This window comes from Hymenobacter sp. DG25A (assembly GCF_001280305.1).
Lineage (GTDB): Bacteria > Bacteroidota > Bacteroidia > Cytophagales > Hymenobacteraceae > Hymenobacter.
In genome coordinates this window covers 3,530,040-3,556,202 of record NZ_CP012623.1, presented here as the reverse complement: position 1 = coordinate 3,556,202, position 26,163 = coordinate 3,530,040, and the positions used below count along the sequence as shown (strand labels likewise).

The window sequence follows — 26,163 nt, the reverse complement described above, 5'->3', positions numbered from 1 at the left end:
GTTTATTCCGCCTTATTCATTGCTGATTGCTTCCGTATCGTGGAGGCGGTCCAGATCCAGCACTACCATCCCATCTTCCTCAATGTCATAGGCCCGCACGTAGCGGCGGTTCCACTCCAGCTCATCAAATCGGTAGGAATTGCGCGCGTGCACATCCTGCGCAAAGGTGTCATCATAGCCTCGGAGCAGAATAAGGATTTCGGCGCTACGGCTGGCTAAATCAGCGGCCGTGAGGTTGTACAGGGGGCTTTCAGGCGTAATGTCGTGGACCACGGTCCAGTTCAGCGGAAAGAAGTATACCGAATCCCGCTCCAGCGCCAGGTTTTGATAGGTGCGGTTGCCATCGGCATCGGTAAACTGCAGCAAGACCTGCGCCCGCAGATCTACCAGGGTGCTGCGGTGGCGGTTGGCCACCCGGAACTGCAGGTTGGGGGTGCCATTGGCCCGGCGCGAAATAAGGGCCGTACGGCTAAACAAAATGCCCGCCCGGGGGCGCGAAAACCGCCCATAGAGCAGGCCGGTAGCCAGGGCCGCCATCAGCAGGCCGGTCATGGCCTCGGCGCTGGCCAGCAAGCCGGTTCCAATGCTATTGGGAGAGATGTTCCCGTAGCCCACGGTGGTGAAGGTTTGTATGCTGAAAAAGAAGGCTTGCAGGAACGGTGGAATATGCGTCAGCCCGGCCGTGCCGCTCAGGTAGTGGAGGCCCAGCCACAGGTAGCCGCCCGCAAACAGCACGTTTACCAGCGTGAGGGTGCCCAGCAGCAGTAGCAGAAACGGCCCCCAGGCCATGGTAATCAACTCCTGATAAAGGTCGTGCACGTGGCTGCTGCTACTGCGGCGGCGCACGTTAAAGCTCCCATCGTGGTTAATGGCCCGACGGGTGGGCCGCCCAAACTTGACGCCAATGCCCGGATCCAGCGGGCTGGGTGGAGAGGCGGCCCCGTTTGAAGTAGAAGAGCGGGATGAAAGTGCCATGTCCTGAGCAAGGTACTTACTTTCAGCCGGGCTTGTTTCTTAGCCTACGCCCCATACATTACCTGGCATTTTACCCATCATTTCCATGAAAGCCCTGTTTACCCTGCTGTTGCTCTCCATCTCCAATCTTTTCATGACCTTTGCCTGGTACGGGCATCTGCAGTTTAAAAAGCTGCCGTTGCTGAGCAAGCTGGGGCTGGTGGGGGTGATACTGGTGAGCTGGGGACTGGCTTTCTTTGAGTACTTGTTTCAGGTGCCGGCCAACCGCATCGGGTTTGAGGAGAATGGCGGCCCCTTCAATCTGTTTCAGTTGAAGGTAATACAGGAGGTTATTTCCCTCACAGTGTTTACCCTGTGCGCCGTGTATGTTTTCCGTACCGATAAGCTGGGCTGGAACCACGTAGTTGGCTTTCTGCTGCTGATTGCAGCTGTGTATGTTATCTTCCGAAAATGGTAGCCCGTGGTGCTGCTACCTTAAAATCAGCACAAACCTATATTTCCACAACTCCCCTCACTCACCTGCGTAGGAAACGCGCCCCTTGCCGGGGCACTCGGCACACCGTTCAACTATGCGAAAAAATTACTTCTGGCTGGCGCTGCTCCTGTGGCTGCTCAGCACACTGCCCACAAATGCCCAAAAGGTAGGTCTGGTTTTAAGTGGCGGCGGCGCCAAAGGTCTGGCCCACGTGGGCGTTTTGAAAGTGCTGGAGAAAAACCGCATTCCCATCGATTACATTGTGGGTACCAGCATGGGCGCCATTGTGGGGGCCTTGTATTCGGCGGGCTACTCGCCGGCGGAAATTGAAAAGATTGTGCTCAGTCAGGACTTTCAGGACTGGGTAGCGGGCCGGCCGCTCACGGGCAAGGTGTACAACTATTTTGAAACCGATTCTGACCCGGCGGCGCTGCATCTGGGCCTGGCCATCGATAAGAATTTTAAAACCCGCGTTACGCCCCGCCTCATCAACGATGCCACGCTGAACTACCAGCTGGCCACCATGCTGGCCCCGGCCGGCGCCATTTCCGACTACGACTTCAACAAGCTGCTGGTGCCTTACCGGGCCGTAGCCTCCGAGGTATTTACGCGGCAGCGCGTGGTGCAGCGCAGCGGCTCGCTGGCCGATGCCGTGCGCAATTCCATGGCCTTCCCGCTGGCCTTCCGGCCCATCCGCCAGACCGATGGCCGCTATCTTTTCGATGGGGCCGTGGTGGATAACTTCCCTACCGGCGTGATGACGGAGGAGTTTAAGCCCGATATCATGATTGGGGTGAACGTGGGCGACGTAGCCTTTAAGCAATACCCCAAAACGCCCAAGGATGATGAACTGCTGACCGGCACGCTTATTTTCCTGGGCTCGAATGTGGCCGATACTCTTTCCGTAGGAAAAAACGGCATTTTCATTCAGCCTGATCTGGAAGGCTACGGCGCCGGCGACTTCAACCGCGCCAAGAAGCTGGTGACCCTGGGCGAAGCCGCCGCCGAAGCCAAACTGGCCATGATGCTGCGCCGCATTCCGCGGCGCGAGGACACCCTGGCCCTACAGCAGCGCCGTCGCGCCTTCCAGGACCAGGCACCCCGCCCCGATTTCAAGCAGGTGAACGTGCAGGGGCTGCCCACCGAGCAACAGGCCTTTGTGCGGCGGTTCTTCCGGCGTTCCGGCACCAACTACACCCCATCGGACATAGAAGAAGGCTACTTCACGCTGGTGGATAACGACTTCTTTTCCAACGTGTATCCGCGGGTGATGTACGATAAGCAGAAGAAAGGCTACGTGCTGTCCGTGGATGCGCGGCAGAACAACAACCTTACCGCCGACCTGGGCGTGCTGCTTTCCACCCGCTCCATGAGCAACTTTTACCTGGGCGGCTCTTTCCGCTACCTCAACCGCTTCCTCTACACCGCCTCGGTCAACACTACCGTGGGCCGGTTTTACAACGGAGCCCACGGGGCTTTCCGGGTAAGTCTGCCGGGCCGTTTCCCGGTATATGTTCAGCCCCAGGTTACCTTTAACAACTTCAACTACCAGGACACCGGCGGCCTGCTGGGCACCAACACCGAAACCACCCAGATTCAGCAGCGGGACTTGGCCACCACCCTGCAGATTGGCCTCAGCCCCAACTACCGCAGCCGCTACATTATCACGGGCGGCGCCTTCACCACCCGCGACCGGTTTTCCAATACTGACGAGCTTAGCTCTAATGCCACGCTGGATGTTAACCGGGTAAGCGGGATTACCGCTGCCGTCAAGTTTGAGCGAAACTCCCAGAACCGTCGCCAGTATGCTACCCTGGGCCGCCGGGTAGAGTTTGGCTTCCGGGCCGTGAAAGCCATTGAAACCTACATTCCGGGCACTACCGCCTCCCCCGATATGGAAGGCCGGGATAAAAACCACCAGTGGCTGCGGGCCAATGCCTTCATTGAGCAGTTTTTCACCCTGAACAAGGTTGATAGCGTGGGCGTGCGCACCAGTGCCTGGGGCTTCACCACGGATCTGGTGGCCAGCACCCAGGGCCGCTTTGCCACCTACCGCTCTTCGCTCACGGCTTCCCCCGCCTTCCTGCCCCTCCCCGACTCCCGCACGCTGTTCCTGGACCGCTACCGCGGTACGGCTTATGCTGCCGGGGGCCTGCACTTTGTGCAGGGTGTAGCCGGTCCGCTGGAGTGGCGCACCTCCGTGTATGCCCACGTGCTGGTACGCCCCTGGGGCCGCGACCCGGAAAATACCTTGCTGGCCAAACGCCAGAACACCATTTCCCGCCCCTATTTCACCGCCATGACGGGCCTCACCTACCAAACGCCCGTCGGCCCCGCCTCCCTGCAATTCATCACCTACGATGAAAAAAACCACCGCTTCGGGGTGTTTGCCCACATTGGCTACGTGCTGTTCCGGGACCGGGCGCTGGACTAAGGTCTTTTGCCTCTTAACCATAAACCAAAGCCCCACTGGTCAGTACCGGTGGGGCTTTGGTTTAGGCGGCCTCCTGATCCGGGTACTGCGGGGGTTCTGCCTCCGGTGCATGCGGTGAAGAAGGGGTGGGCCCGCACCCCGCCAGAATGGCGCACTCCAGGTTCTCGCCGTGGTAAAACCGCCGGAACAGCACCGTAGCCAGCCACATAGCCATACAGGGAGCAACCCAGTAGAGCCACAGGCCATGGTAGCTGTTGGCCGCTACGGCGCTGCCCAGCGTGCGGGCCGGATTCAGGCTCATGCCCGAATAGGGCGTTTCGAAGATGATAAACAAAGCCAGGAGCAGCCCCACTACCCAGCCGGTGTACGCTTTCAGGCGCTTACTGTACAGGCACACCAACATCAGCAGCATCAGCACAAAGCAGATAAGGAACTCTCCGGCAAACGCCAGCCGGGTGCCGTTTGGTAAAGGCAGCGGCTGCGTAACAATGAAGTTCACGGCCGGGTGGGTGTAATAGGCACCGAGTACCGGCTTGAGTACCTGGCCCATACCTACCGCCCCGCTCACCTGGGCCAGCAGGTACCACAGGGCATCGGGCGTCCGGATCTTGCCCAGCTGCCAGAACCCCAGCGTTACGGCCGGGTTAATGTGTGCCCCGGACTGCTTGCCCCAGGGGCTGTACACAATGCTTACAATTACGAAGCCCATGCCTACCCCAAGCAACACCCGCCGCAGCATAGGCTGGTGAGACAGGGCCTGCCAGACAGGCGAAGCCGGGTGCTGCAGCAGAATGGTGAGCAGGCTGCCGCACAGCAGAAAAACACCTATACCCACTGCCTCGGCCACATAGTATGGCCAGTGCCTGCACCAGGCCCGCTGCATTTGGGAAATCAGCTTCATGGAGTCGTACCTAAGGTTTGGTACAACGGCCAATAGCCCGTGTAGTTACTACGGTTGAGCTAGGGCTGTACCAGCAGAAGCGCAGCGCCAGCGGGCAGGCCGAGCAGTTTGCCGGGTTCTACTACCAGTTCTTCCAAGCCTTTGGGATTGATCTGCTGGCCGCGCAGCACCACGGTATAGCTGCCGGCGGGTGCCGCCACCGCCGCCGGCGCAGGGTTGCCGTTGAAAAGCACGGTAATAGTCCCCCACTCGTCGCCGCCGGCATGGTTTTGCAGCTGGTAGCCAATGGTATTGGCCGGCATATCCGGCAGAAAAACCAGATGCTGCTGAATTAGCTCCTGCGTGGGCAGGCGGAAGGCCGGGTGCGCTTTGCGCAAGGCAATCAGCTGTTGATAAAATTGAAAAACCTCCAGATACTTTGCCTTGCGGGCCCAGTCCAGCTGGTTCACGTTATCGGGCAGATTGTAGGAGTTGTGGGAGCCGCCCTTGGTGCGCAGAAACTCATCCCCCACGGGCAGAAACGGCACCCCCTGCGAAGTAAACACAATGGTGTTGCTGAGCAGATCCATCCGGATCAACTCGGCTTCCGAAGCCCCGGGGTTGGCAATCGTGAGCTTGTCCCAGAGTACCCGGTCGTCGTGGCAGGCTACGTAGTTGATGGCCTGCGCGGGCGTGGTGGCCCAGGGCGCTTTGGAGTAGTTCACCTTGCTGTAATCGAGCTGCGGGTGGCGGGTAGCGGCCACAATGCCAAACTTCACGCTTTCCTCCAGCCCGGGCTGGCCACTGGCAAAGCCGGGCTCGGTCTGGCGGGCGTAGTGGCCTTTCACTCCGTCGCGCAGCTCGTCGCCGAAGGCGGCTATGCGGTCCATTTTCAGCACGTTGGCTTTCACAGCCCGCTGGGCTTCCGGCAGCGGACTGGCGCCGGCCGTCCAGCCTTCGCCATACACAAAGATGGAATGGTCGGTTTCGTCCAGGGCCGTACGCACCGCCCGCATGGTCCGGATATCCAGAATGCCCATCAGGTCAAACCGAAAGCCATCTACGTGGTACTCCCGGGCCCAATACCCTACGGACTCCACAATGAGCTTGCGCACCATGGGCCGCTCGGAGGCGACTTCGTTGCCGCAGGCCGCGGCGTCGGAGAGGGTGCCGTCGGGGTTGTGGCGGTAGTAGTAGCCGGGCACCAGCTGCTCAAAGGAGCTGCGGGCGGCATTGGCCGTGTGGTTGTAGACCACATCCAGCACCAGGCGCAGGCCCCGGCGGTGCAGGCGCTGTACCATCTGCTTCATTTCCCGGATGCGGACGGCGGGGTCGGCGGGGTCAGTGGAGTAAGAGCCCTCGGGCACGGAGTAGTTCAGCGGATCATAGCCCCAGTTGTAGCGGTTTTCGTTCAGCTGGCTTTCGTCAATAGAAGCATAGTCGTTGGTGGGCAGCAGGTGCACGTGGGTAATGCCCAGCTCGGAGAGGTGGTCGAGGCCGGTTTTCACGCCCTCGGGGCCCCGGGTGCCTATTTCAGCCAGGCCCAGGAACTTGCCTTTGTGCTGTATGCCCGACTGCGGCTGCATGGACAGGTCGCGCACGTGCAGCTCGCCAATGATAATATCGGTGGCCTGCCGGAGCTTGGGGCGCACATCATCTTCCCACTCCGCGGGGCTTACGGTGGCGGGGTTTAGCAGGGCCCCGCGCTGCCCGTTCAGGCCCACGGCATGCACGTAAGGGTCGGGCACTTCGGCCATCTGCCGGCCCTTAATGGTGGCCTGCACCACGTAAAACTGGCCGGCCGGCTGCGGGGGCAAGGCATACAGCCAGGTACCCCCCGTCGACTTTTGCATGGCGTAATCGGCAACCGGGGTGCCGCCCGTGCCTTCGGTATATAGTTTCAGGTGCAGCTTCTCGGCGGTAGGTGCCCACACCCGCAGTCGGGCCTGGCCCTGCACAAACGTCAGGCCCAAATCGGGCCCGGAGTAGGTGGGGTAGGCTTCGTAGGTATCCGGCGGCAGTGCGGTCCGGCAGGTGGTGAGGGTGGTGAGCGAGGCGAACAGCGTCACGAAAAGCCAGGATTTCATAGGAAGGGAATAGATGAGCAAGTTCGGTTTTTCCGACTGCTAATCCGCTATTCCAGCTTCAACTTAGAGCCGGGAGGCAAAAGCGCGCAGCTGTTCTGCCACTTCCCCGGGGGCTTCGTACGGCAGCAGGTGCCCGGCCCCGCCAATGATTTCCAACGGGGTACCGGGTGGCAGCAGCGGCAGGGTCTCCAGCCCGTGCACCGAGGGCGACATCACCTCGTCCCGGTCGCCGGCCAAAAGGAGGCAGGGTACGATAATGTTCCCCAGGCGGCCCGCAATATTTTCCCGGCTGCCGTGCAGCAGCCAGGCCTCCCAGGCCGGCCGGCTGCTGTGCAGGTTATCGTGCAGAATTTGCGCCTGGTCCTCCGCAGGCAACGGCTGGGCCGTGATGTGGCGCAGGGTATTTTCGGCGCTGTCTTTTTTTCCGAAGGCCTTCAGACTGGCGGCGCGCCCTTCATCAGTCATAGGCTCGGGGGTGGGCGGCGAAGGACTCAGCAGCGCTACACCAACCAGCCCGGGCGGCTGGTTGGCGGCCAGGGCCAACGCAATTTTTCCGCCCATGCTGTGCCCTACCAGCACGTAGCGCGTGAGGGAATGCTGCGCAACGAAGGCGGTTATTTGCCGGGCGTACGCATCCACCGAAAAGCCCTGGGGCGGAGCGGGTGCCCCACCAAAGCCGCCCAGATCAGGCGCCAGGAAAGAGTATTCGGGCGCCAGCCGGCGGGCTACGTGCTGAAAGGCACGGCCCGAGCCGGCCCAGTAATGCAGGCCAATAAACGTGAGAGGAGCCGCCATGGGCTTGTTCTACGCGCCTTTGACCAAAATGCGCTACCGCCACCGGATTTTCTGTCCGGCCTGCCCGGTGTGCAACCGGGCAGGCACCTGGCGCAGGATAATATCGCGCAGGGTGGCCAGCAGCGGTATCCGCACAAACCCGTGGTGCACCACCAGGCTGATTTCGCGCACCGGCTCGGGGGTGGCAAAGCGCTTCACCATGGGGTTTTCCAGCTCCTGCAGTACGGACAGCTCGGGCACCAGCGTATAGCCGTGGTTGTGGCGCACCAGCTGCTTCAGGGTTTCAATAGAGCCGCTTTCGTACACGAAAGGCCGCGTGGTATCTATGGGGGCCGGGGAGCAGATATTCAGGACCTGGTGGCGGAAGCAATGCCCCTGCTGCAGCAGCCACAGGCCCGGCGCGCCCATATCCTCGGGGCTGATGGCAGCCTTCTGGTACAGGGCATGGTCTTCAGAGATATAGCCCAGAAACGGTTCTTCCAGAACCGGCAGCTCCCGCAGCTGCCGGTCCTCGAGTGGGGTAACCAACAGGCCAATGTCCAGCTGATTATCCTTCAGCTGCTGAATGATTTGTGCTGACTGCAGCTCCTCTACCTGCACGCGCAGCCGGGGGTAGCGCTCTACCAGCTCCACCAGAAACAGCGGCACCAGGTAAGGCGCCAGCGTGGGAATGATGCCCAGGCGCAGCTCGCCCACCAGCTCGTTTTTTTCCACTTGCACTACCTCGCGCAGCTGCTGCACCTCACGCAGTACCTGCCGGGCCTGCTGCACCACTTTCACGCCCACGGCCGTGGGCTGCACGCCTTTGGTGGTGCGGTCGAAAAGCAGTACGCCCAGCTCCTCTTCCAGCTTTTGGAGCTGCATGCTGAGCGTGGGCTGCGTGACGTGGCATTTCTCCGCCGCCAGTACAAACTGCCGGTACGTGTCCAGGGCTACCAGGTACTCCAACTGTTGGATGTTCATCCTGCAAATATAGACACACGCTATATCAGTATAAAAACAATCGATTTTTCTTATACACGAACAACCTCAATCTTTGCGACATCCTCAGGGCCACACTGCCCGGGAGGTCCACGCTGATAACTCTTACTCCGATGGAAGAATCAACCCAACCGAAGAAGTTGACTACCGCTTCGGGTCGCCCGATTTTCGACAACCAAAACTCGCTGTCGGCAGGGGCGCGCGGCCCGCTACTGCTCCAGGATTACTTTCTGCACGAGAAATCGGCGCACTTTAACCGGGAGCGTACCCCTGAGCGGGTAGTGCACGCCAAGGGCAGCGGCGCCTACGGGAAGTTCACCGTGACCCACGACATCACCCACCTCACCCGGGCCCGGCTGTTCAGTAAGGTGGGCAACGAGTGTAAGATGTTTGCCCGTTTCAGCACCGTGGGCGGCGAGAAAGGCTCGGCCGATACCGAGCGCGACCCGCGGGGCTTCGCCCTGAAATTCTACACAGAAGACGGCAACTGGGACCTGGTGGGCAACAACACGCCCGTGTTTTTTGTGAAAGACCCGCTGAAGTTCACGGACTTCATCCACACCCAGAAGCGCGAGGCGCGCAGCAACCTCAAGTCGCCCACCATGATGTGGGACTACTGGAGCCTGAACCCCGAGAGCCTGCACCAGGTCACGATTCTGATGTCGGACCGCGGCACGCCCTACGGCTACCGCCACATGCACGGCTATGGCTCGCACACCTTCTCCCTCATCAATGCCGAGAATGAGCGGGTGTGGGTGAAATTCCACTTCCGTACCCAACAGGGCATCCGGAACTTCAGCAGCGCAGACGCGACCCGCATGAAGGGCGAAAACCCCGATTTCGCGCAGCACGACCTGGTGGAGGCCATCGACAACGGCGACTTCCCGAAGTGGACGATGTTCATTCAGACTATGACCGAGGAGCAGGCCCGCGACTTCCGCTGGAACCCCTTCGACCTGACCAAAGTGTGGCCCCAGGGCGAGTTTCCGCTGCAGCAGGTTGGCGTAATGGAGCTCAACCAGGTGCCTGCCAACTATCACGCCCATGTGGAGCAGGCCGCTTTTGCCCCCGCGCACGTAGTGGACGGCATTGGCTACTCGCCGGATAAAATGCTGCAGGGCCGCATTCTGAGCTACCCCGATGCGCATCGCTACCGCCTGGGCGCCAACTATGAGCACCTGCCCGTCAACGCCTGCCCCTTCGGCTTCAGCAACTACCAGCGCGACGGCCAGATGGCGCTGGGCGACAACGGCGGCCCCGGTCCTAACTACTTCCCCAACTCCTTCGACGGGCCCGTGGAAGACAAGACCCAGGGCGAGCCCGCCCAGGAGCTCGACGGCTTTGCCGCTCGCTACGACCGCAACGAAGGCCCCGGCAACGACGACCACTACACCCAGGCTGGCAACCTGTTTCGCCTGCTGGATGCCCAGGCCCAGCGCAACCTCATTGATAACGTAGTGGGCTCCATGAGCGGCATCAGCGGCCCCAGGAAAGACCTTATCACCCAGCGCCAGCTCTGCCACTGGTTCCGCGCTGATATCCGTCTGGGCATGGCTATTGCTAAAGGCCTGGGCGTGGATGTAGAGATGCCCACCGAGCATCCGCAGGCGGCTGCCGCCGCTGTATAGTTTTACCGCACGCCTATCTGCACGCAAACGGCCGGTCTTCCGCAAGGAAGCCGGCCGTTTTGTTTTTATGAGACTAGCTGTCTGGCGCTTAGGGATTCCGGGTGCGCTGCTTCCGGTGATAGGTCTTGGTGAATCCATCCCACACGTCATCCTGCACTACCAGCTCGTTGGCCGTTAGTTTGAGAATGATGACCGGCAAGCCATCTACGGATTTGATGATGTCACGCTGGTCATGGTAAATCCGGGAAGTTGCCAGGGCGCGGGTATAGGGGGTGCGCGCTACTTCGCGGCCATCCTCGTAGCGAATCAGGGTACCATCGGCCGCAAACTCCTGCACAACGGAGGGGCCCGATACCGGCGTGGTGGGCAGGCCGCCAAACCCGCCCTGGTAGGAGTCCCACACCCACTGCTGTTCCAGCGCGTGCGCATCGGTGGAAATAACTTCTGGGGTTACGTCAGGCTGCTGACAGCCTGATACCAGCAGTATAAAGCCGGCCAGCCAGAGGTTTTGCAGTAAGGGGCGCATCGTTATCGGGAGTTAAAAACAGCCAGTGGTTTCTATACCTAAGAGCCACCCGGCCGCGGAAGCGTTGCAAGCTTTGATACCGATTATGAGCGACTTGCCGATACTGAGGGATGAAAGCCAGAACGGCTGCCCGGAAACACCGGACAGCCGTTCTGAGGAGCGTAATAAGCCACTTGTTTACAAAGGCTTCTTGCGCGAGGCCTGAAACTTCTTGATCTGGGGGTCGATGATTTTCTTGTCGCCGACGACCACAATGGTCATGGCCTCGGGGCGCACGTATTTGCGGGCGGTTTCGCTCACCTGCTGGGGCGTTACGGCATTGATGTTCTTTACCTGCTCCGTGAGGTAAGAGTCCGGCAGGCCATGCAGCTCCAGGGTATTGAGCTGGCTGATGATGCCGGCCGGTGTGGAGTTGCGCAGCACAAACAGCCCCGACTCATAGTTCTGAATGCCTTTCAGCTCCTCCGCTGAGGGCGGAGTCTTCTGCAGGCGCTCTACCTCATACATGATTTCCTTGAGCGAGTTGCCGGTTTCCTGGGTGGTCACGTCGGCGTTCTGGCTCCAGTTGCCGGTGCGGTAGTGTGTTTCCAGAAAGCTGTAGGGCGAGTAAGTGTAGCCTTTGTCCTCGCGAATGTTGCGCGTGATGCGCGAGCCGAAAGAGCCGCCCAGCAGGGAGTTCATCACCCGCATCTTAATATAGTCGGGGTGCGAGGGGTCTATTACGGGCAAGCCGATGACGATGGTGGACTGAGGCGCGCCGGGGCGGTCCAGGGTCATGATGTCGGGGCGCGTCTGGGCTTTGGCTATCTCAATGTGCGGCGCCGGGCCTTTGGGCATTTCGCTCCAGGCTTTGGTAATAGCATCGCGCAGCCCCCCTTTATCAAACTTGCCCGCCACAAATATGGCGGTGCGCTGAGCGCCATACTGGTTCTGGTAGAAGGCTTTCACCATCTCCATGGTGAGGGCATCAATCTCGGCATCGGTGGGTAGGGGGCGGCCGTAGGGGTGCTTGCCATAGAGAGCCGCCGAGAATTTCTGGCGGGCCTGGGTGCCGGGCTGGGCGCGGGCCAGGTTCATCTGCCGCTTAAAGTCGGCTTTGATGCGGGGCAGCTCGCTTTCCGGCAGGGCCGGGTGCTGCACCACATCAGCCAGCAGGGCCACCATGTCCGGCGCAAACTCACTCAGGCAGGAGGCATAAATCTGCGTCTGGTCGCCGCCCACGGAAACGTTTAGGGAGCCGCCCATGCGGGCAATTTTATCGGCCAGCTGCGTGGCCGAAAGTGTGGTGGTGCCTTCGCTGAGCAGCTTGCTCAGTAGATCGGCAACGCCTACCTGGTTGGCTTCCTCGTGCACGTTGCCAGCCTGAATAGCCACCAGCATGGTTACTTTGGGCACTTCACCGTAAGGCACCAACTTGGCTTTCAGCCCGTTGGACAGCGTGAATTCTTCTTTTTCCGGCAGGGTAAAGTCACGGGGCGTACTGCCGGGCGGCGGGGTTTCCTTAGGGGTGGTTTGGGCCGGTGATTTATCGATTAAAACGGGTTTTACCTTGGGTTTGACCTGGGCCAGCGCGGCCGGCGTGCCGGCCGTAATAAGGGCCACGCAGAGCAGCCCGTTCAGTAGCATTTTCATGGCGTGATAAGGTTAACTTTTAGCCAATGGATTCACAATGAGCAGGGTGCGGTTGGTGGGCCGCAGGTATTCCTGAATGGTGCGCTGCATGATTTCGGGCGTCACTTTCCGGAACTCTTCTTCCAGCGTGTTGATGCGGGCGGGGTTGTTATCGAATAAGGCAAACGAGGCCAGCATATCGGCCCGGCCGAAGTTATCGGAGCCGGAAAGCTGGTCGTAGAGGGTGGAGCGCAGCTTTACCACGGCCAGGTCCAGGGTGGCCTGATCAATGCCGCCTTTGGCCAGGCGGTTGATTTCCTGATCCAGCACGCTCACCACGGAGTCAGACTTCACCGACTGATCATAGATTAAATCGCCCATCCAGAGCATGGGGCCGGAGTAGTTGAAGGCGTTGCCGAGGTAATTGATGCCGCCGTTCACGTTATCGGTGTAGCCGTGCTTCTGCACCAGCGCTTGGTAGAGGCGGGAGTCTTTGCCCTGCAGCAGAATCTGGTCCAGCAGAATGAGGGCATAATACTCCGGCGTGTTGCGGTCGGGCATGTGGTAGGCGAAAGCCAGCGCGGGCTTGGTGGCCAGCTTATCATCCTTGGTGAAGCGCTGCTCCTTTTCCTGGCGGGGCTCGGAAATATCGGGCTTGGGAGGCTGCGGGGCGCTGGGAATGTTGGCGAAGTACTTCTCTACCCACTTTTTAGCTTCGGCGGGCTCAAAGTCGCCTACCACGGCCAGGGCGGCATTGTTGGGCGCGTAGTAGGTTTTGAAGAAGGCCTGGGCATCGGGCAGGGTGGCCGCGTCCAGGTCTTTCAAGTCGCCGTAGAAGTTGTGGGCGTTGTTCCAGTTCTGGTTGGCTTTCTGGGGCATATCCAGCCAGGGGAAGCCGCCGTAGGGCTGGTTGAGCACGTTTACGCGCACCTCGTTTTTTACTACCCCTTGCTGGTTGGCGAGGCTGGCCTGGGTGATGGCAAGACCCCGCATCCGGTCGGCTTCGGCCCAGAGAATCGTCTCCAGCTTGTGGGAGGGCACTACTTCAAAATAGTTGGTAAAATCGAAGCGGGTGGAGCCGTTCAGCAAACCACCATTCTTCTGAATCAGGTTTATGAACTCCATCTTGCCCAGGTTCCGGGAGCCCTGGAACATGAGGTGCTCAAACAAGTGCGCGTAGCCTGTGCGGTTGCGGGGCTCGTTGCGGAAACCCACGTTGTAGTAGGCCGCTACGGTGGCCGTGGGCGCGGTGTGGTCCGGGGAGAGAATCACCTTCAGGCCGTTGGGCAGGGTGTAATACTCCACCGGAATCTGGAACGACGATACGGCCGGCTGGGCCGGAGCCGCGGCGGGCGCAGGCGGTGCCGTGGCCGCCGTGCCCGAGATGGTTTTCTGACTGCAGGAGCCTAGGCCGGCCAGCAGCGCCAGGCCCAAGGCGTACTGCGTAACTCTTGCGCGGGTTAGAGGAGACATAACAGCTAACAAGGGGGTTAGATATGATTTTACCGCCATGTTACTGAAAATTACTTACATCCTGAACCACTTATATTTGTCAAAGTGTAAAAGCTTCCGGAAAAGTTAAAGCCGCGTTTCTCCTGCGAGAAACGCGGCTTTAACTTTTCCGGAAGCTTTTAATTACCGCTTCAGAATACGGGTGTTCTGAGCTTTACCGTCCGGCAACACTACCCGCAGCATATAGGCGCCAGGCTGCAGGTTGGTGAGACCCAACATTTCCAGGTCATTGGTGCCGGCCGTTACCTCAGCGGTTTGCTGGAGCACTACCCGACCCGTCATGTCTAACAGCATCAGCTTAGCCTTACCGCTCATAGCGGCCTGAATGGTCAGGCGCAACTCATTGTGGAAGGGGTTTGGATAAGCTTCCATACGAGCTTCCACTGAGGCAGTACCTGCAAAGCTTAGCACTTTAGGACCAAAGAAATGCGCGGTGCCATCCAGATCAATCTGGCGTAGGCGGTAGTAACGCACACCAGCTTTGTTAGCCTCTGTATCAGTATAGCTGTAGTGCAGCAGGCTGTTGCTATTGGGGGATGCACTGGGCACAAAAGTGAGTGTGCGGAAGGCACGACCATCAGTGGAAACCTGTACCTCATACCCACGGTTGTTCAGCTCCATCACCGACTCCCAGGTTATTTCAGCATTTGCCCCTACCCGCTTGGCATTAAAGTCACTCAGGGAAACGGGCAGTATAGTAATGGTACCCTCACTCAGGGTAAAGGTTGCGAAGGTTGTGACGTTGTCCTTGGTCAGGGTATTGTCCGTGGTATTCAGCGCATCACGACCCAACTGTGCATAAGTATTGCCCCCGCCAGTAGATAGGAACAAGGAGAACTTACTCTCATCCAGTGTTCTATTATTGGGTGCAAGGTTCCTGGTTTCATTATCAAGATAATGAAAAACAAGAGTAGCCCTCAGCCCGGACGGAACGCCCGGCCGAACCCCAAAGATGCGGCGGATACCCGGATTACTATTGGCACCATTGTTTATATCCTTAGCGTTTTCAGCCGTGTTACGAGTAACCGTTATAGTACCTGGATCTTTTCCAATAAACGTAGTCGACAAACCAATATTACCAAAATCCTGCGTGGTACCAGCTGGTGCCGGGCTGTCAATAATGACGAATCCGCGGAGGTAGGTAGTTTCATTTTCACCCACCAGACGGGCGGAAGGAATAATCTTTCCATCTACTACCGTGGCAGGAATCAGCCGGACATACGATTCATCAATAGCAGCAATATTCGTAGCCAGAATACCTGATTTGAACGTGAGCTTACCACCTGCCTGAATGGCGAAGTTTTTTATCAGGGTCTTAGTCCCTCCACCATCAATTTCAACATTCACAAACCCCGACGTAGAGCCACTGATCGATTGGTCTGTTCCCGTGAAGGAAAGCAAGGTGTTATCACGCTGAATAAAGCTATCCTGCGTATTGCTGAAATTGCCGTACACTTTCAGCTGACCCACAATCAGGCGCGTAATGGCACGCTCATTCTGGCTTGTCCCCTGCATCGTCAGATTGCGCGTCATTGCCGGACCGGAAGTACTATTGTCATAACCCGGCACAACCGTAGTCACCTCTGACGTGGTTCCGTCTGAGTTTATAACCTCAGTTACTAAAGTAGTGTTAGGCTTGACAGCGTCGCTATAGATGTTGGGGTAAGAGATAGTGGAGCCGGAAGGAAAGTCAGGAATAGTGGCGTCTTTGGCAGCGGTAGGTACGCCCTGGGTCCAGTTTTCAGCATCAAACCAGTTATCATTCTTACCACCTGTCCAAGTGGTGGAGTTAGGGCCCTCGTTAGGGCGCACGCCCTCAATGGTGAAAGTAGCCCGGTAAAAAACGGAAGGAGGATCAGTTAAGGTATAGTCTTCTCCACCCTGAGCTGTATTGACTCCATCTGCAGCAAATTGGATACTTAATGAGTACGTACCAGCAGCTAGGCCAGTTAAAACATTGACGTTGGCCAAGTTGAAGGAAAACGTCCGATTGTTACCGTTGGGCGTACCCTGTACCAAGTTAATTGTGCCGGAAGATAGGTTAAATGTAGTTCCATTTGCACGTATCCGATAAACCAATCGGCCACCTGTCATAACATCAGGTGCACTCTCAGTTGTGGTTATGGTACCACCATTCAGAATCAAACTAGTGCTGAAGTCAGTGATATTGAAGGTACCAAGGTTTGCATCTTTGAAAGCTGGAGCTGGTACACCTCCTTTGCCGCCATAAATCTTATTCCCTTCGCCAAGATCTAAAATAACAGAAGAGCCCGTAATACTGCTATTATCCTGCGCTTGTGCAGTTTGCCTTGAACCAAAACTTAGAAAAAGAGCTAAAAACGGCAGTATTATCTGCCAGGTTTGAGTAGATTTTTTTGTCAACATTCGATGTGTGGGGGCGTGGGTGGATAAAGTAGCAGTACTATATCCTATGGATAGACATGTTCGAGCGCCATATACGGCCCCACTCAAAAACGACTGACTTTTTGTATAAATAATATAGCTAACATGCAAAAAACGACCAATGGGCCCCGTAGACAATGATTTTTTTATTTTATATCTTACAAATCATATTATTATATTAATATTTCTTTTCAAAAGCTGTACTAATGCACTACGCTATACGGGGGGGTGGCAAGTGCCTTCTTCACATGCGTTAATTCCACACCCAGCACCTCGTGCACGCTCACCCGAATTCGGTTAGCTATCAGGGTAATGGGCAGATCATTACTATCGAGGCCAAAGGGCTGTTCAATTTCCTCGCCTATCATCTCCAACCCAAGCATCACATAGGCCCCCATCATAGTAATGGGAATCATCCAATAGCCACAGGTATCTACCAGTATAATGGGCATGATACCGATGAAAAGGGTGATAAACATTTTGATGAAAAAGCTATAGGAAAAGGGAATGGGGGTGGAGCGTATTCGCTCACAGGAGCCATTCACCTCCATCATTCCCAGCAAATGGGGCTTCATGGTAAGCAAGTGAATGGGGTCGATGATCTGGGCCTGCCGCAACTGCTCAATACTTTCCTGCAGCACAGTGACCAAGCAGGTAGTAGGGCTTTCAGCAATCCGCAGACGGTCAATAATATCGGGGGTAGCTTCCAGCTGATTGAACTGAACGCCATTGCGCAACGCCCCCTTAAGGGCTATAGGAAAGTTAGAGATCAGGGCGGCGTAATATCGGCGGCTACGCACCGCATCGCGGGGCAAAACGGCGTTCAGCTCCATAGCTAAGCCGCGGCAGTGCGAAACCAGCTGCCCCCACAGGCGCCGCCCTTCATAGTAGCGGTCGTAAGCGGTATTGGTACGGAAAACCAGCAATAAGCTGAGCATTATCCCCAGAAAGGAGAAGTATTCCCGACCAATTTTAATGTCAATGGTGTGGTATTTCAGCACCACCAGCGCAATAAAAACGTTGTATACCCCTACCAGCGCCACGCGGCGCAGGAGCAATAAAATAACGGTTGACGTGTGAAAATGCCACAAGGCTTTCCACCAGTCACCGGCTTTGTAAACAATCATGAAAGGAGATTTAGGCCCTCCAACGTTAAACCTCAACGGTAGTTTTGCCTATAATCCACTACAGGGTGTTAGTACACTCAAAAAGCTAAACAGCTCTTGTTATAAGCGCATTTATAACGATATAATGAAATAATAATCAACTTAGTAGCTTATCCAATCAGACATCCTATCCATCCTATATCTCCACTTTCAGGGTGGCCGGCTGCGTGGTTACTTCAAACATCTCGCCGTGCGGCACAATGGTAATCTGCCCGTACTCCTTCAGCAGCATTTTATAAGACTCGGCTACCGGGTGGGGCTTGCGGTCCAGATCGAAAAGCCCACAGGCGTTTACGGAGCCGGCTTTGCGGGTCAGGCCGCTGTCCCAGTCTACCTGGTCGATGAGGGAATACCAGGTGAAGCCCAGCACCGGTACGCCTTCTTTGCGCATCTGCAGGATATTGACCCACTGTTTCCAGAGCCAGGTGGGGGCTTCCTGGGCATCAAAAACATTGGTTTCCGTGTGCATCACGGGCTTACGGTAGCGCTGGTAGTACTCGTAGGTGATATTGTACCAGCCCAGCACATCCACGCTGGTACACAGCGTGCCATCGGGCAGAATAATGCGCTCATTGCGGCCGTAGTAATCGTTGCCCATCACCTGGTAGCCGGGCGGCTCGCCGGCCATAAACCAGTCGTACTCCGTGCGCGTCATGCCGTTGTCGTAGAGGTAGTTCATCACTTCGGCATCGGGGTGGATGGCGTACAGCAAGTCAAGCGCCAGAAACCGGAGCCGGTTGCTGAGCTGGATAGAGGGCGTGCGGGTAGCGCGCAGCTCGTGCGTAAACTCCGCCGACTCACTCTGCACAATCACGGCATCGGGGCGGTGCACAGCAATTTGCTGGGTGCCCATAATGCTGGCCGCCACCAGGTGCTTGAGGGCCATTACAAAGGCTTTATCCGATTTTAGCTGCTCGTTCCAGGCGCCATCCAGCGCGCTCATGCGGGCCGTTACGTAAATCTCATTGATGGGCGTGTAGTAGCGCACCCACGGATAGCGCTTGGCCACGGCGCCGCAGTACTCAGCAAAGTACACGGGTAGCTCGGGGTTCTGATAGTTGCCCAGCCAGTCGGGTACGCCAAAGTGCATCAGGTCCAGGATGGGCGTAATGCCCAGGCGCTGGATTTCGGCCATGGCCAGGTCGGCAAACGTCCAATCGTACTGGCCCGGCCCTTTGTGGATACTGTAGTAGGGCAGGCCGTAGCGCAGCACCTTCAGGCCCATTTCCTTAACCAGCCCCAAGTCTTCCTTATACCGTTCGTAGTGGTGGCACTCGGCCAGCAGGTCGCGGCGGGTTTTGCCGTTATCAATGGTGGGGTAGCTGCACTCAATGCCCGTGGCAAACATAAAGTTGCCGGCCAGGCCGGTGGGCAGGCCGCTGCCGTCGCTGCCGCCGGCGCCGCCGTATTGGTCGCCCTCGTAGTTGCCGCTGCCGAACTTTTCTATGATGTGCTTAAGGAAGGTTTTGGCCATGACGGAGAAAGAAGGATTGAAGGGAAGAAGCTTCTAGTGGAGAGCCGATGAATAAAATTCTCTGTCATCCTGAGGCGGTAGCGGAAGGACCTTTTCACGTCAAAAAGAGTCGTTGTTAGGCTGGTTGTTTTAATGTGACAAGGTCCTTCGGCTACCGCCTCAGGATGACAGCTGTTTTTTTATCACCATTTCACCCTGCTTCTTACCTCATGGATTGCAGAAACTTATCAGCAGTACGCAGGCTGAGGGCCATAATGGTAAGGGCCGGGTTTACGCTGAGCGAGCTGGGGAAAATGGAGTTGTCGCAGATGTAGAGGTTGGGGACGTCAAAGGCCTTGCCTTCCGAATTCACCACCGCATCATCCCCGCTCAACCCCATACGCGCCGTACCAATAATGTGGGCATTGCGTGGAAACGACCAGATGTCCCGGGCCCCGGCCGTTTCCCAGATCTGGCGCATCAGGGTTTCGGCGTGGCGCATTATGCGCACTTCGTTTTCGTGGTTGGTGAAGTGAATGCGCGGCTTGGGCAAGCCGCGGGCGTCTTTTTCCTCTGCCAGCTCCAGAAAGTTTTCCGCGTGCGGCAGGCACTCGCCGTGCATATTAATGCCCGCTATGTGGTTGTACTGGCGCATATAAGCCCGCAGGGGCTCGCCCCAGAGCTTACGCTGCCGCACTGCCTGCCCGGCAAAGGTTAAGGGCATCACGCCAATGCTCTGCAGCAGATAGCCCCCGGCAAAGTCGGCGGCGGGCGGGCGGTGCAGGTCTTCGGAAATCAGGGCCCCGGGAATGCCTTTGTAGGGCCGTACATCCTCGGCAAAAGTGCCCCACACCTGGGTGCCGGTATGCGCCATAAAATGGCGGCCTACCTGCCCACTGCTCAGGGCCAGCTCATTCAATAGAAGCAGGCGCGGGGTTTCCACCGCGCCGGCACACAGAAACAGGTGGCGGCATTTCTGCCGCTGCGTTACGCCGTTTTGCTGATACACTACGCCGATGATGCGCCCCGTATCGTCCCGCTCCACCTCTGTTACAAAGCTGTTGGGCCGAATATCAGCCCCGTACGCAGCTGCCAGCGGCAGAAAGGTTACGTCCATGCTGGCTTTGGCGCCGGTGCTGCAGCCGGCCTGGCAGAAGCCCCGGTTGGTGCATGCCTCCCGCCAGCCCACGCCTTCCTGGTAGTAGCGCGCCGATAGCGCCGCATTGGCTGCCGGCGAGGTCTGAATGCCCAGCTGCCGGCAGGCGCGCTCCATGAGCAGGGCGGCACCGTTCAGGGGCAGCGGCGCCAGCGGATAGGGCCGGCGCCGGGGCTTGCCCCAGGGGTAATTTTCCGGGCCGGATATACCCAGAAACTGCTCCAGCTCGTCGTAATAAGGCTCCAGCTCATCGTAGCCGAAGGGCCAGTCGGCACCCACGCCAAAGTCGCGGCGGATGTGGAAGTCGTCGTCCTGGGCGCGGGGCGTGTAGGCCGTGTAATGCAGCGTGGAGCCGCCCACGCCGGTGCCGGAGTTGTTTTTGCCGAAAGCCACCGGGTCTTTACCGGCAGCCAGCCGCTCATCGTTCCAGAACAGAAACTCCTGGGCTTTCTCATCGGTAGCGAAGTCCCGGCGCGGGTTGTGCCAGGGCCCGGCCTCCAGGGCTACCACTTTCAGCCCGGCCATGGCCAGCCGGGCCAGCAGCGGCGCCCCGCCCGCCCCGGTCCCAATCACCACGCAATCTACCTCCCCGGCGGGGCTGGGCACGGGTTGGGGCTGCTCCTTTTCGGTGGGGGCAGCCGATTCTTTCAGCAGACTTTTCAGCAGCGGGTCCTGTATTTCAGACTTCACCGGGTTCTTTATCCCTTCTTCCAGCACTTCTTCGTCGGGCATATGCAGTGAAATGGTGTTGTGGTGAAATCGTGACCTGATGTTTTGAGAATATTATCAGCGCACGGGCATAGTCTGAACGTCAGACTACGCGCTTTGGCCATGGTACTAGTTCAGCTCCTCGGGCTCCCGGGGCTCCAGCTCATTCAGGCCGATGCGCGTCCAACCGGGTACGTCGGCCATGCCCACGTAGCCAATTTCCTCCTGGGCCAGGGGATGGGCGTAGTAGTTTTCGGTCAGCTCAGCCAGCAGCTCTTCAAAAAACCGCTCCTGATTTATCTGCTGCCAGTTTTCACCCGCGGCTTTGCCAGCCGCCAGCTGTTCCAGCACCGCATCCTGACGAGCCGCATCCAAAGCCATAAAATCCTGCTGAAACTGCGCCTGGGCTGCCTGATTGATACCTCCCAGGCCCATGCGGTAGGCTTCCCGGTCGGGGGGCAGCACGTCGTAGCGCCAGCCATCGGAGCGGCCTTCGGCCAGGCGGGCATCAATGGCCGGGGCCAGCGCAATGGGCGCGGGGCGGTCAGGTTGCGGCAGGAGCCGGGCGGCCACGACCCGCAGCAACTGGTACGTATCGGCATCAAAAAACTGCGGCAGATAGTATGTGGGGGCATCCAGCCGGGCCTGCAGCGCTGCGCGGGTGGCTTCCGTCACCAGGTCGGTTTGCAGCAGGGCGCGTACGGTGCCTTCGGGATAGGGCATATGGTGAAGTAGTAAAAGGGTGAGTTGGTGAGGTTGTGAAATTATGAATCGGTGAGTTTGATGTTCTGTAAGGCGCGGTTCTGCGCAAACCGAACATCAACTCACCATTTCACAACCTCCCCTATTGGTCGCTGCTGAGCTTGCCGCCGGTTACGTGTACCAGGCTGCCCGTCATGAAAGAGCCATCTTCTGAGGCCAGCAGCACATAGGCAGGTGCCAGCTCCTCGGGCTGGCCGGGGCGCTTCAGGGCTACTTCATACCCAAACTTCTCTACCTCTTCCCGCGGCATGGTAGCGGGGATGTTGGGCGTCCAGACCGGGCCGGGCACCACGCAGTTCACCCGAATTCCCCGCTCGCCCAGGTGGGTGGCCAGACTTTTGGTGAAGGCATGAATAGCCGATTTGCTGGCGGTGTAGTCAATCAACAGGGGGTTGCCGGTGAGGCCCACAATGCTGCCGGTATTAATGATGCAGTCGTTCTTTTGAAAGTGGGGCACGGCGGCCTGCGCCATCCAGATATAGCCAAGAATATTGGTATCGAAGGTGCGCCGGATCTGCTCTTCGGGAATGTCCTCAAACTTTTCCTGCGCCATCTGGAAGGCCGCGTTGTTCACCAGAATATTCAGGCCGCCCAGCTCCTTGCGCGTGCGGCTCACGGCCTGCCGGCACTGCTCCGGGTCGCGCACATCCAGCTGCAGCAGCAGGCACTTACGGTCCTGGGCTTCTACCAGGCGCCTGGTTTCCTCGGCGTCCTGGGTGTTTTGGTTGTAGAGTACCGCTACATGGGCTCCTTCCATGGCAAAGGCTACGGCCACGGCCCGCCCAATGCCGCTGTCGGCGCCGGTTATCAGGGCCACCTTATCCCGCAGCTTGCCAGCGGCGCGGTAGGTGCTGAAGCTCATGCCGGGCTGCAGCTTCATATCGGCCTGTTTGGCCGGATAGGGCAGCTTTTGGGCGGCCTTTTTCATGTCTTTGGCCGTGGGGCGCTCCACGGGTCTGGGGGCAGTATCTTGTTTAGCGGATGCTGATTTTTTAGGAGCCATAGTGCCAGGGAATAGTCGGTTGCTTTCTCTCTACGAGAAAACCTACGGCATAACCATCCAGCGGTTGGCTGGCATCCGAGTAGTTTTTACTGCACTACCACTTCTACCCGGCGGTTGCGCGCGCGCCGAAGGATGGGTGGTATTTGGCCTGCCGGGCAACCCGGTCTCGACTTCCCTCACGGCCTGCCGCTACGTACGGCCCTGGCTGAACGCCTGCATGCAGCCCGCAGATGCATCAGAAACAGCCGCATTTATCGAAGCACCCGCACCCGCCGTGCTCACCGTCGATATCAATTTTAAGCCCCAGTTGGCGCACTTCGTACCCGTGCGCCTGACGCGTAGATGCCGAAGGCCGCCGCCTAGCAACGCCACTGCGCGTAGGCGGCTCCGGCGACTTGGCGGGCTTACTGGGGGTTACTGCGTTTCTGGAGCTGCCACCGGAGCCGGCTGTCTTTCCGGCAGGCAGCGTGTGGCCGGCGTGGGCTTTATAGGACTGTTGCCGGCACTCGGCATGAGTTCAGACGAGGTGGCCAGCACTAAAAGCCGAGCGTTACACATCCATACGGCCGTGTAACGCTCGGCTTTGCCTCCGTTTATAAAGCACCCGGGCCTGAGAACTGCTCTAACTCGTTTTGCTTCAGACGATGGCGTGAATGCGCTGAATAGCTTCGCGCGCGCTGCCAATAGGTTGCTCCCCCAGAAGGTTAAGCTGGTCGGCGCTAATAATCTCGACGTCGGTAATACCCACGAAGCCCAGCACCTGGCGCAGGTAAGGCGTAGCCATATCATAGGGGCTGCCTACTTCTACCCCGCCTGAGGCGACCACCAGGTATGCTTTTTTATCATGTAGCAGTCCCATCGGGCCATCGGCCGAAAAGGAGAAAGTGAGGCCGGCCCGCGCAATCAAGTCAATCCATGCTTTGAGCGCAGCCGGGATGCTAAAGTTGTAAATCGGCACCCCAATGATGAGCATATCGGCCGCTTTCAGCTCCTGCACCAGCAAGTCAGAAAAAGCCAGGGCCTGCGTCTGATCGGCACTACGGGCGTCGACTGGCGTGTAGAACCCGGCAATCATCAGGTCATTGACGTAGGGCATGCCCGCCGCCACATCGCGGTAGTGCACATGCAGGTCCGGGTGCTTTATCTCCAATTCAGTCATCAGTTCGGCGACCAACTGGCGGCTGACCGAATACTCGGTGCGGCCACTGGAATTAACTACAAGTGCATTCATGAGCTGTTCTTATTAATTAGATTTATTCAAAAATATATTAAAATATTTTAATATATACTAAACAATTTATAAACTTAAATCCAAGGCAATTTTCCATTTGCCTTGTTGGAATAATGACGGGTGTGCAGCAATGAGTCCGCCGTTGTTTCTTGGTGGCACGCTGCTATCCAGAAAGACCGAGGGACCGGGCCCGATGACGTCTTGGCAACCTACCACGAGTAGGTACCAACTCCCATTTCACCGCGTTTTTAGGTGAAAGAAGATGACAGCCGGATCCGTACGCAACTGTGCGGGTTTCTTTCTGGATACGCGCTGCCCGCCCGCATTTCAATCCGAAAGAAATGTCCGCTACCACCCTCACCGCTCCGTCTCCCCTTCCCGACCTGCTCCGCCAGCGCCTCCTCATTCTGGATGGCGCCATGGGCACCATGATTCAGCGCCACCCGCTGACCGAAGAGGACTTTCGCGGCACCCGCTTTGCCGACCACCCCAAGCCCCTGCGCGGCAACAACGACCTACTCAGCCTTACCCGCCCCGACATCATCCGGGGCATTCACGCCGAGTACTTCGCGGCCGGGACCGACATGGTGGAAACCAACACCTTCTCCGGCACCACCATCGCCCAGACGGACTAAGGCCTCGAGCACGTTGTATATGAGCTGAACTACGAGTCGGCGCGCCCAATGCCGCTGTCGGCGCCGGTTATCAGGGCCACCTTATCGCGCAGCTTGCCAGCGGCACGGTAGGTGCTGAAGCTCATGCCGGGCTGCAGCTTCATATCGGCCTGTTTGGCCGGATAGGGCAGCTTTTGGGCGACCTTTTTCATGTCTGGCCGTGGGGCGCTCCACGGGCCAGGGGGCGGTAGCTTTCTTGGCGGATGCAGCTGGTTTTTTAGGAGCCATGCCAAGGAATAGTCAGCTGAGCCTGCTTTACGGAAAAACCGCTGCCACAACTATTCTCCGGCGGGTCAGGGCACGAGTTGTTTTTATTCCACTACTACTTCTACCCGGCGGTTGCGCGGCCGCTGTTTGGGGTCCCGGTTATCGGCCACGGGGCGGGTGCCACCGTAGCCTTTTGGAGTAAGGCGCGTGGAATCAATCCCCTGCTGCACCAGATACCCGCGCACAGTGCGGGCCCGCTGCTCCGACAGCTGCCGGTTCAGCTCCGCATTGCCCACGTTATCGGTATGGCCCGCAATTTCCAGGCGCAGGGTGGGTTGCGCCTGCAGCGTACGCACCAGGTGGTTGAGCATGGGCCGGGAAGTAGGCAGCAGCGTGGCTTTGCCCTGAGTGAAATACAGATTAGGCAGCGTAACGGTGGTGCCTTTGGTTAGGGTGCTTAGGTCGGGCAGCTCCCCGGCCGCGTTGGTATACGCTGGCACCGCTACCGGCTCCACTGGCCGCGGGGCAGCCGGAACTACCACTACGCGCCGGGCAGGCGGCGCTACTGACGGGCGGCGCGCGGGTGGCCGAACCGTACGCACTGCCGGCTTAGTAGCTCTGACTGCCACTGGTGCCGCTGGCGGAGCCGAAACGGGGGGCGTGGGCCGGGCCACTTCGCGCGGCACCGGTTTGGCTGAAGCTGGCAGCTTGGCGTACAGATATTGCGGCGGAACGGGCTGCGGCTCCTCGGCAGAATTAGGCAGCTGCCAGGTGAGCAGAGCACGGCTGTCCCACTGCACCTGGTAATATTCTACTCGCAGGGGGTAATAGCGGCCACCCGTGAGCTGTACCTGGGTAGTAACGGCCGTAGCCCGCTGGTCGCGCCAAGAGCTCAGCACCCGCTTGCCGCCCACCCAAACGCGCATGCCATCATCCGACACAATGCGAAAAGTATAGACCCCCGTAACGGGAATGTAGATGTGCCCTGTCCAGCGGATAGAAAAGTCCTCCCCCGATACACCCGGAGCTGGCGAGCGAAACTGCTCCCGCGGCAGGCCCGGCCCGGGCGAGCTATAGGTCCAATCAAAGTCGATGGTAGGATCGGTGCGCGTGTGCGCCAGCTCCTCGAAGTTGCGGCCGTTGTAATACTGCCCCTGCAAGCCGGTGCCGGGGGTTTTGGGCAGCGTTTGGGCCTGCAGAAAAGCGCCCGGCAGCAACAGCAGCGCCGTCATGAAGCCCAGAATACGTGATAACAGTAGCATTCCCAAAGAAACTTAAAAGCCCCCTAACTTCCTGATTCCCGGTAACGCCCCCGGGCCCGAAAAATTGGATTTAGGACATTGCTGCCGTATCTTCGTCTTGTTACTTATCCAGAAAGACCGAGGGATTGGGCCCTACGACGTCTTAGCAACCTGATCAAAACAAGGTGCTAACTCCCGTTCTACCTCTTTGGGTGGAAGAAGATAAGTACAGAACCCGCTCTGGCGCGGCTCTTT

21 protein-coding genes and 2 riboswitches are annotated in these 26,163 nt (G+C 58.3%); of the genes, 4 read left to right on the top strand and 17 right to left on the bottom strand.

The window, feature by feature from the left end:
* Positions 1–12 precede the first annotated feature (12 nt).
* Positions 13–975: an ion channel gene (locus AM218_RS15200; RefSeq protein ID WP_054414785.1), complete on the bottom strand. Its 963-nt coding sequence runs from the start codon at positions 973–975 to the stop codon at positions 13–15.
* An 85-nt stretch (positions 976–1,060) separates the two neighbouring features.
* Between AM218_RS15200 and AM218_RS15195 the strand changes: the two genes are divergently transcribed.
* Together AM218_RS15195 and AM218_RS15190 are read left to right on the top strand one after the other, a co-directional pair.
* Entirely contained in the window at positions 1,061–1,432 is a 372-nt protein-coding gene (locus AM218_RS15195) for a DMT family protein (RefSeq protein ID WP_054414781.1), read from the top strand.
* A 112-nt stretch (positions 1,433–1,544) separates the two neighbouring features.
* Entirely contained in the window at positions 1,545–3,884 is a 2,340-nt protein-coding gene (locus AM218_RS15190; protein WP_054414779.1) for a patatin-like phospholipase family protein, read from the top strand.
* A 61-nt stretch (positions 3,885–3,945) separates the two neighbouring features.
* Here AM218_RS15190 and AM218_RS15185 read toward each other — a convergent pair whose 3' ends face one another.
* From AM218_RS15185 to AM218_RS15170, 4 genes are all read right to left on the bottom strand, one after another.
* Positions 3,946–4,785, bottom strand: a complete 840-nt coding sequence (locus AM218_RS15185; RefSeq protein WP_054414777.1) for an MIP/aquaporin family protein — start codon at positions 4,783–4,785, stop codon at positions 3,946–3,948.
* A gap of 59 nt (positions 4,786–4,844) precedes the next feature.
* On the bottom strand, positions 4,845–6,851 hold the full coding sequence (gene pulA / locus AM218_RS15180; RefSeq protein ID WP_054414775.1) for a type I pullulanase: 2,007 nt from the start codon (positions 6,849–6,851) through the stop codon (positions 4,845–4,847).
* 63 nt (positions 6,852–6,914) lie between these two features.
* The gene (locus AM218_RS15175; protein WP_054414774.1) at positions 6,915–7,646 is read right to left on the bottom strand and encodes an alpha/beta fold hydrolase; all 732 of its coding nucleotides are present in this window, start codon (positions 7,644–7,646) and stop codon (positions 6,915–6,917) included.
* 33 nt (positions 7,647–7,679) lie between these two features.
* Positions 7,680–8,609, bottom strand: coding sequence for a LysR substrate-binding domain-containing protein (locus AM218_RS15170; protein ID WP_054414773.1), 930 nt, complete (start codon positions 8,607–8,609; stop codon positions 7,680–7,682).
* A 131-nt stretch (positions 8,610–8,740) separates the two neighbouring features.
* Here AM218_RS15170 and AM218_RS15165 point away from each other — a divergent pair, with 131 nt between their 5' ends.
* The gene (locus AM218_RS15165; RefSeq protein WP_054414771.1) at positions 8,741–10,255 is read left to right on the top strand and encodes a catalase; all 1,515 of its coding nucleotides are present in this window, start codon (positions 8,741–8,743) and stop codon (positions 10,253–10,255) included.
* A gap of 88 nt (positions 10,256–10,343) precedes the next feature.
* Here the strand turns inward: AM218_RS15165 and AM218_RS15160 are convergent, their stop codons facing one another.
* From AM218_RS15160 to AM218_RS15115, 10 genes are all read right to left on the bottom strand, one after another.
* A complete protein-coding gene (locus tag AM218_RS15160; RefSeq protein WP_054414769.1) occupies positions 10,344–10,781 on the bottom strand; it encodes a hypothetical protein in 438 nt (145 codons plus the stop codon).
* A gap of 177 nt (positions 10,782–10,958) precedes the next feature.
* A complete protein-coding gene (locus tag AM218_RS15155; RefSeq protein WP_054414767.1) occupies positions 10,959–12,413 on the bottom strand; it encodes a M16 family metallopeptidase in 1,455 nt (484 codons plus the stop codon).
* A 12-nt stretch (positions 12,414–12,425) separates the two neighbouring features.
* Positions 12,426–13,865 (bottom strand): M16 family metallopeptidase, encoded by a 1,440-nt coding sequence (locus AM218_RS15150; protein WP_082318266.1) that lies wholly within the window; start codon positions 13,863–13,865, stop codon positions 12,426–12,428.
* A gap of 162 nt (positions 13,866–14,027) precedes the next feature.
* Positions 14,028–16,289, bottom strand: a complete 2,262-nt coding sequence (locus AM218_RS16615; RefSeq protein WP_082318265.1) for a T9SS type A sorting domain-containing protein — start codon at positions 16,287–16,289, stop codon at positions 14,028–14,030.
* A gap of 221 nt (positions 16,290–16,510) precedes the next feature.
* A complete protein-coding gene (locus tag AM218_RS15140) occupies positions 16,511–17,434 on the bottom strand; it encodes a bestrophin family protein (RefSeq protein ID WP_054414763.1) in 924 nt (307 codons plus the stop codon).
* Positions 17,435–17,609: 175 nt separating this feature from the next.
* Complete coding sequence (locus AM218_RS15135; protein ID WP_054414761.1) at positions 17,610–18,947, bottom strand: family 1 glycosylhydrolase; 1,338 nt, start codon at positions 18,945–18,947, stop codon at positions 17,610–17,612.
* Between the two features lie 202 nt (positions 18,948–19,149).
* Entirely contained in the window at positions 19,150–20,814 is a 1,665-nt protein-coding gene (locus AM218_RS15130) for a GMC family oxidoreductase (protein WP_082318264.1), read from the bottom strand.
* A gap of 105 nt (positions 20,815–20,919) precedes the next feature.
* Positions 20,920–21,513, bottom strand: coding sequence for a gluconate 2-dehydrogenase subunit 3 family protein (locus AM218_RS15125; RefSeq protein ID WP_054414758.1), 594 nt, complete (start codon positions 21,511–21,513; stop codon positions 20,920–20,922).
* A 121-nt stretch (positions 21,514–21,634) separates the two neighbouring features.
* The gene (locus tag AM218_RS15120) at positions 21,635–22,480 is read right to left on the bottom strand and encodes an SDR family oxidoreductase (protein ID WP_410471224.1); all 846 of its coding nucleotides are present in this window, start codon (positions 22,478–22,480) and stop codon (positions 21,635–21,637) included.
* 712 nt (positions 22,481–23,192) lie between these two features.
* Positions 23,193–23,786: an FMN-dependent NADH-azoreductase gene (locus tag AM218_RS15115; protein WP_054414754.1), complete on the bottom strand. Its 594-nt coding sequence runs from the start codon at positions 23,784–23,786 to the stop codon at positions 23,193–23,195.
* Between the two features lie 160 nt (positions 23,787–23,946).
* Positions 23,947–24,055: riboswitch (SAM riboswitch) on the top strand.
* Between the two features lie 72 nt (positions 24,056–24,127).
* Between AM218_RS15115 and AM218_RS15110 the strand changes: the two genes are divergently transcribed.
* A complete protein-coding gene (locus AM218_RS15110) occupies positions 24,128–24,421 on the top strand; it encodes a homocysteine S-methyltransferase family protein (RefSeq protein WP_054414752.1) in 294 nt (97 codons plus the stop codon).
* A 29-nt stretch (positions 24,422–24,450) separates the two neighbouring features.
* On the opposite strand, the gene AM218_RS16865 is transcribed toward AM218_RS15110, so the two are convergent.
* Both AM218_RS16865 and AM218_RS15105 read right to left on the bottom strand, forming a co-directional pair.
* On the bottom strand, positions 24,451–24,612 hold the full coding sequence (locus AM218_RS16865) for a hypothetical protein (RefSeq protein WP_157547683.1): 162 nt from the start codon (positions 24,610–24,612) through the stop codon (positions 24,451–24,453).
* 159 nt (positions 24,613–24,771) lie between these two features.
* Positions 24,772–25,929 (bottom strand): PA14 domain-containing protein, encoded by a 1,158-nt coding sequence (locus tag AM218_RS15105; protein WP_071843812.1) that lies wholly within the window; start codon positions 25,927–25,929, stop codon positions 24,772–24,774.
* A gap of 101 nt (positions 25,930–26,030) precedes the next feature.
* A riboswitch (SAM riboswitch) is annotated at positions 26,031–26,137 on the top strand.
* Positions 26,138–26,163: the final 26 nt, after the last annotated feature.

Coding starts and splice junctions, on each gene's coding strand:
- AM218_RS15200 (WP_054414785.1), bottom strand. CDS start 975: ATGGCACTTTCATCCCGCTCTTCTACTTCAAACGGGGCCGCCTCTCCA.
- AM218_RS15195 (WP_054414781.1), top strand. CDS start 1,061: ATGAAAGCCCTGTTTACCCTGCTGTTGCTCTCCATCTCCAATCTTTTC.
- AM218_RS15190 (WP_054414779.1), top strand. CDS start 1,545: ATGCGAAAAAATTACTTCTGGCTGGCGCTGCTCCTGTGGCTGCTCAGC.
- AM218_RS15185 (WP_054414777.1), bottom strand. CDS start 4,785: ATGAAGCTGATTTCCCAAATGCAGCGGGCCTGGTGCAGGCACTGGCCA.
- pulA (WP_054414775.1), bottom strand. CDS start 6,851: ATGAAATCCTGGCTTTTCGTGACGCTGTTCGCCTCGCTCACCACCCTC.
- AM218_RS15175 (WP_054414774.1), bottom strand. CDS start 7,646: ATGGCGGCTCCTCTCACGTTTATTGGCCTGCATTACTGGGCCGGCTCG.
- AM218_RS15170 (WP_054414773.1), bottom strand. CDS start 8,609: ATGAACATCCAACAGTTGGAGTACCTGGTAGCCCTGGACACGTACCGG.
- AM218_RS15165 (WP_054414771.1), top strand. CDS start 8,741: ATGGAAGAATCAACCCAACCGAAGAAGTTGACTACCGCTTCGGGTCGC.
- AM218_RS15160 (WP_054414769.1), bottom strand. CDS start 10,781: ATGCGCCCCTTACTGCAAAACCTCTGGCTGGCCGGCTTTATACTGCTG.
- AM218_RS15155 (WP_054414767.1), bottom strand. CDS start 12,413: ATGAAAATGCTACTGAACGGGCTGCTCTGCGTGGCCCTTATTACGGCC.
- AM218_RS15150 (WP_082318266.1), bottom strand. CDS start 13,865: ATGTCTCCTCTAACCCGCGCAAGAGTTACGCAGTACGCCTTGGGCCTG.
- AM218_RS16615 (WP_082318265.1), bottom strand. CDS start 16,289: ATGTTGACAAAAAAATCTACTCAAACCTGGCAGATAATACTGCCGTTT.
- AM218_RS15140 (WP_054414763.1), bottom strand. CDS start 17,434: ATGATTGTTTACAAAGCCGGTGACTGGTGGAAAGCCTTGTGGCATTTT.
- AM218_RS15135 (WP_054414761.1), bottom strand. CDS start 18,947: ATGGCCAAAACCTTCCTTAAGCACATCATAGAAAAGTTCGGCAGCGGC.
- AM218_RS15130 (WP_082318264.1), bottom strand. CDS start 20,814: ATGCCCGACGAAGAAGTGCTGGAAGAAGGGATAAAGAACCCGGTGAAG.
- AM218_RS15125 (WP_054414758.1), bottom strand. CDS start 21,513: ATGCCCTATCCCGAAGGCACCGTACGCGCCCTGCTGCAAACCGACCTG.
- AM218_RS15120 (WP_410471224.1), bottom strand. CDS start 22,480: ATGAAAAAGGCCGCCCAAAAGCTGCCCTATCCGGCCAAACAGGCCGAT.
- AM218_RS15115 (WP_054414754.1), bottom strand. CDS start 23,786: ATGAATGCACTTGTAGTTAATTCCAGTGGCCGCACCGAGTATTCGGTC.
- AM218_RS15110 (WP_054414752.1), top strand. CDS start 24,128: ATGTCCGCTACCACCCTCACCGCTCCGTCTCCCCTTCCCGACCTGCTC.
- AM218_RS16865 (WP_157547683.1), bottom strand. CDS start 24,612: ATGAAAAAGGTCGCCCAAAAGCTGCCCTATCCGGCCAAACAGGCCGAT.
- AM218_RS15105 (WP_071843812.1), bottom strand. CDS start 25,929: ATGCTACTGTTATCACGTATTCTGGGCTTCATGACGGCGCTGCTGTTG.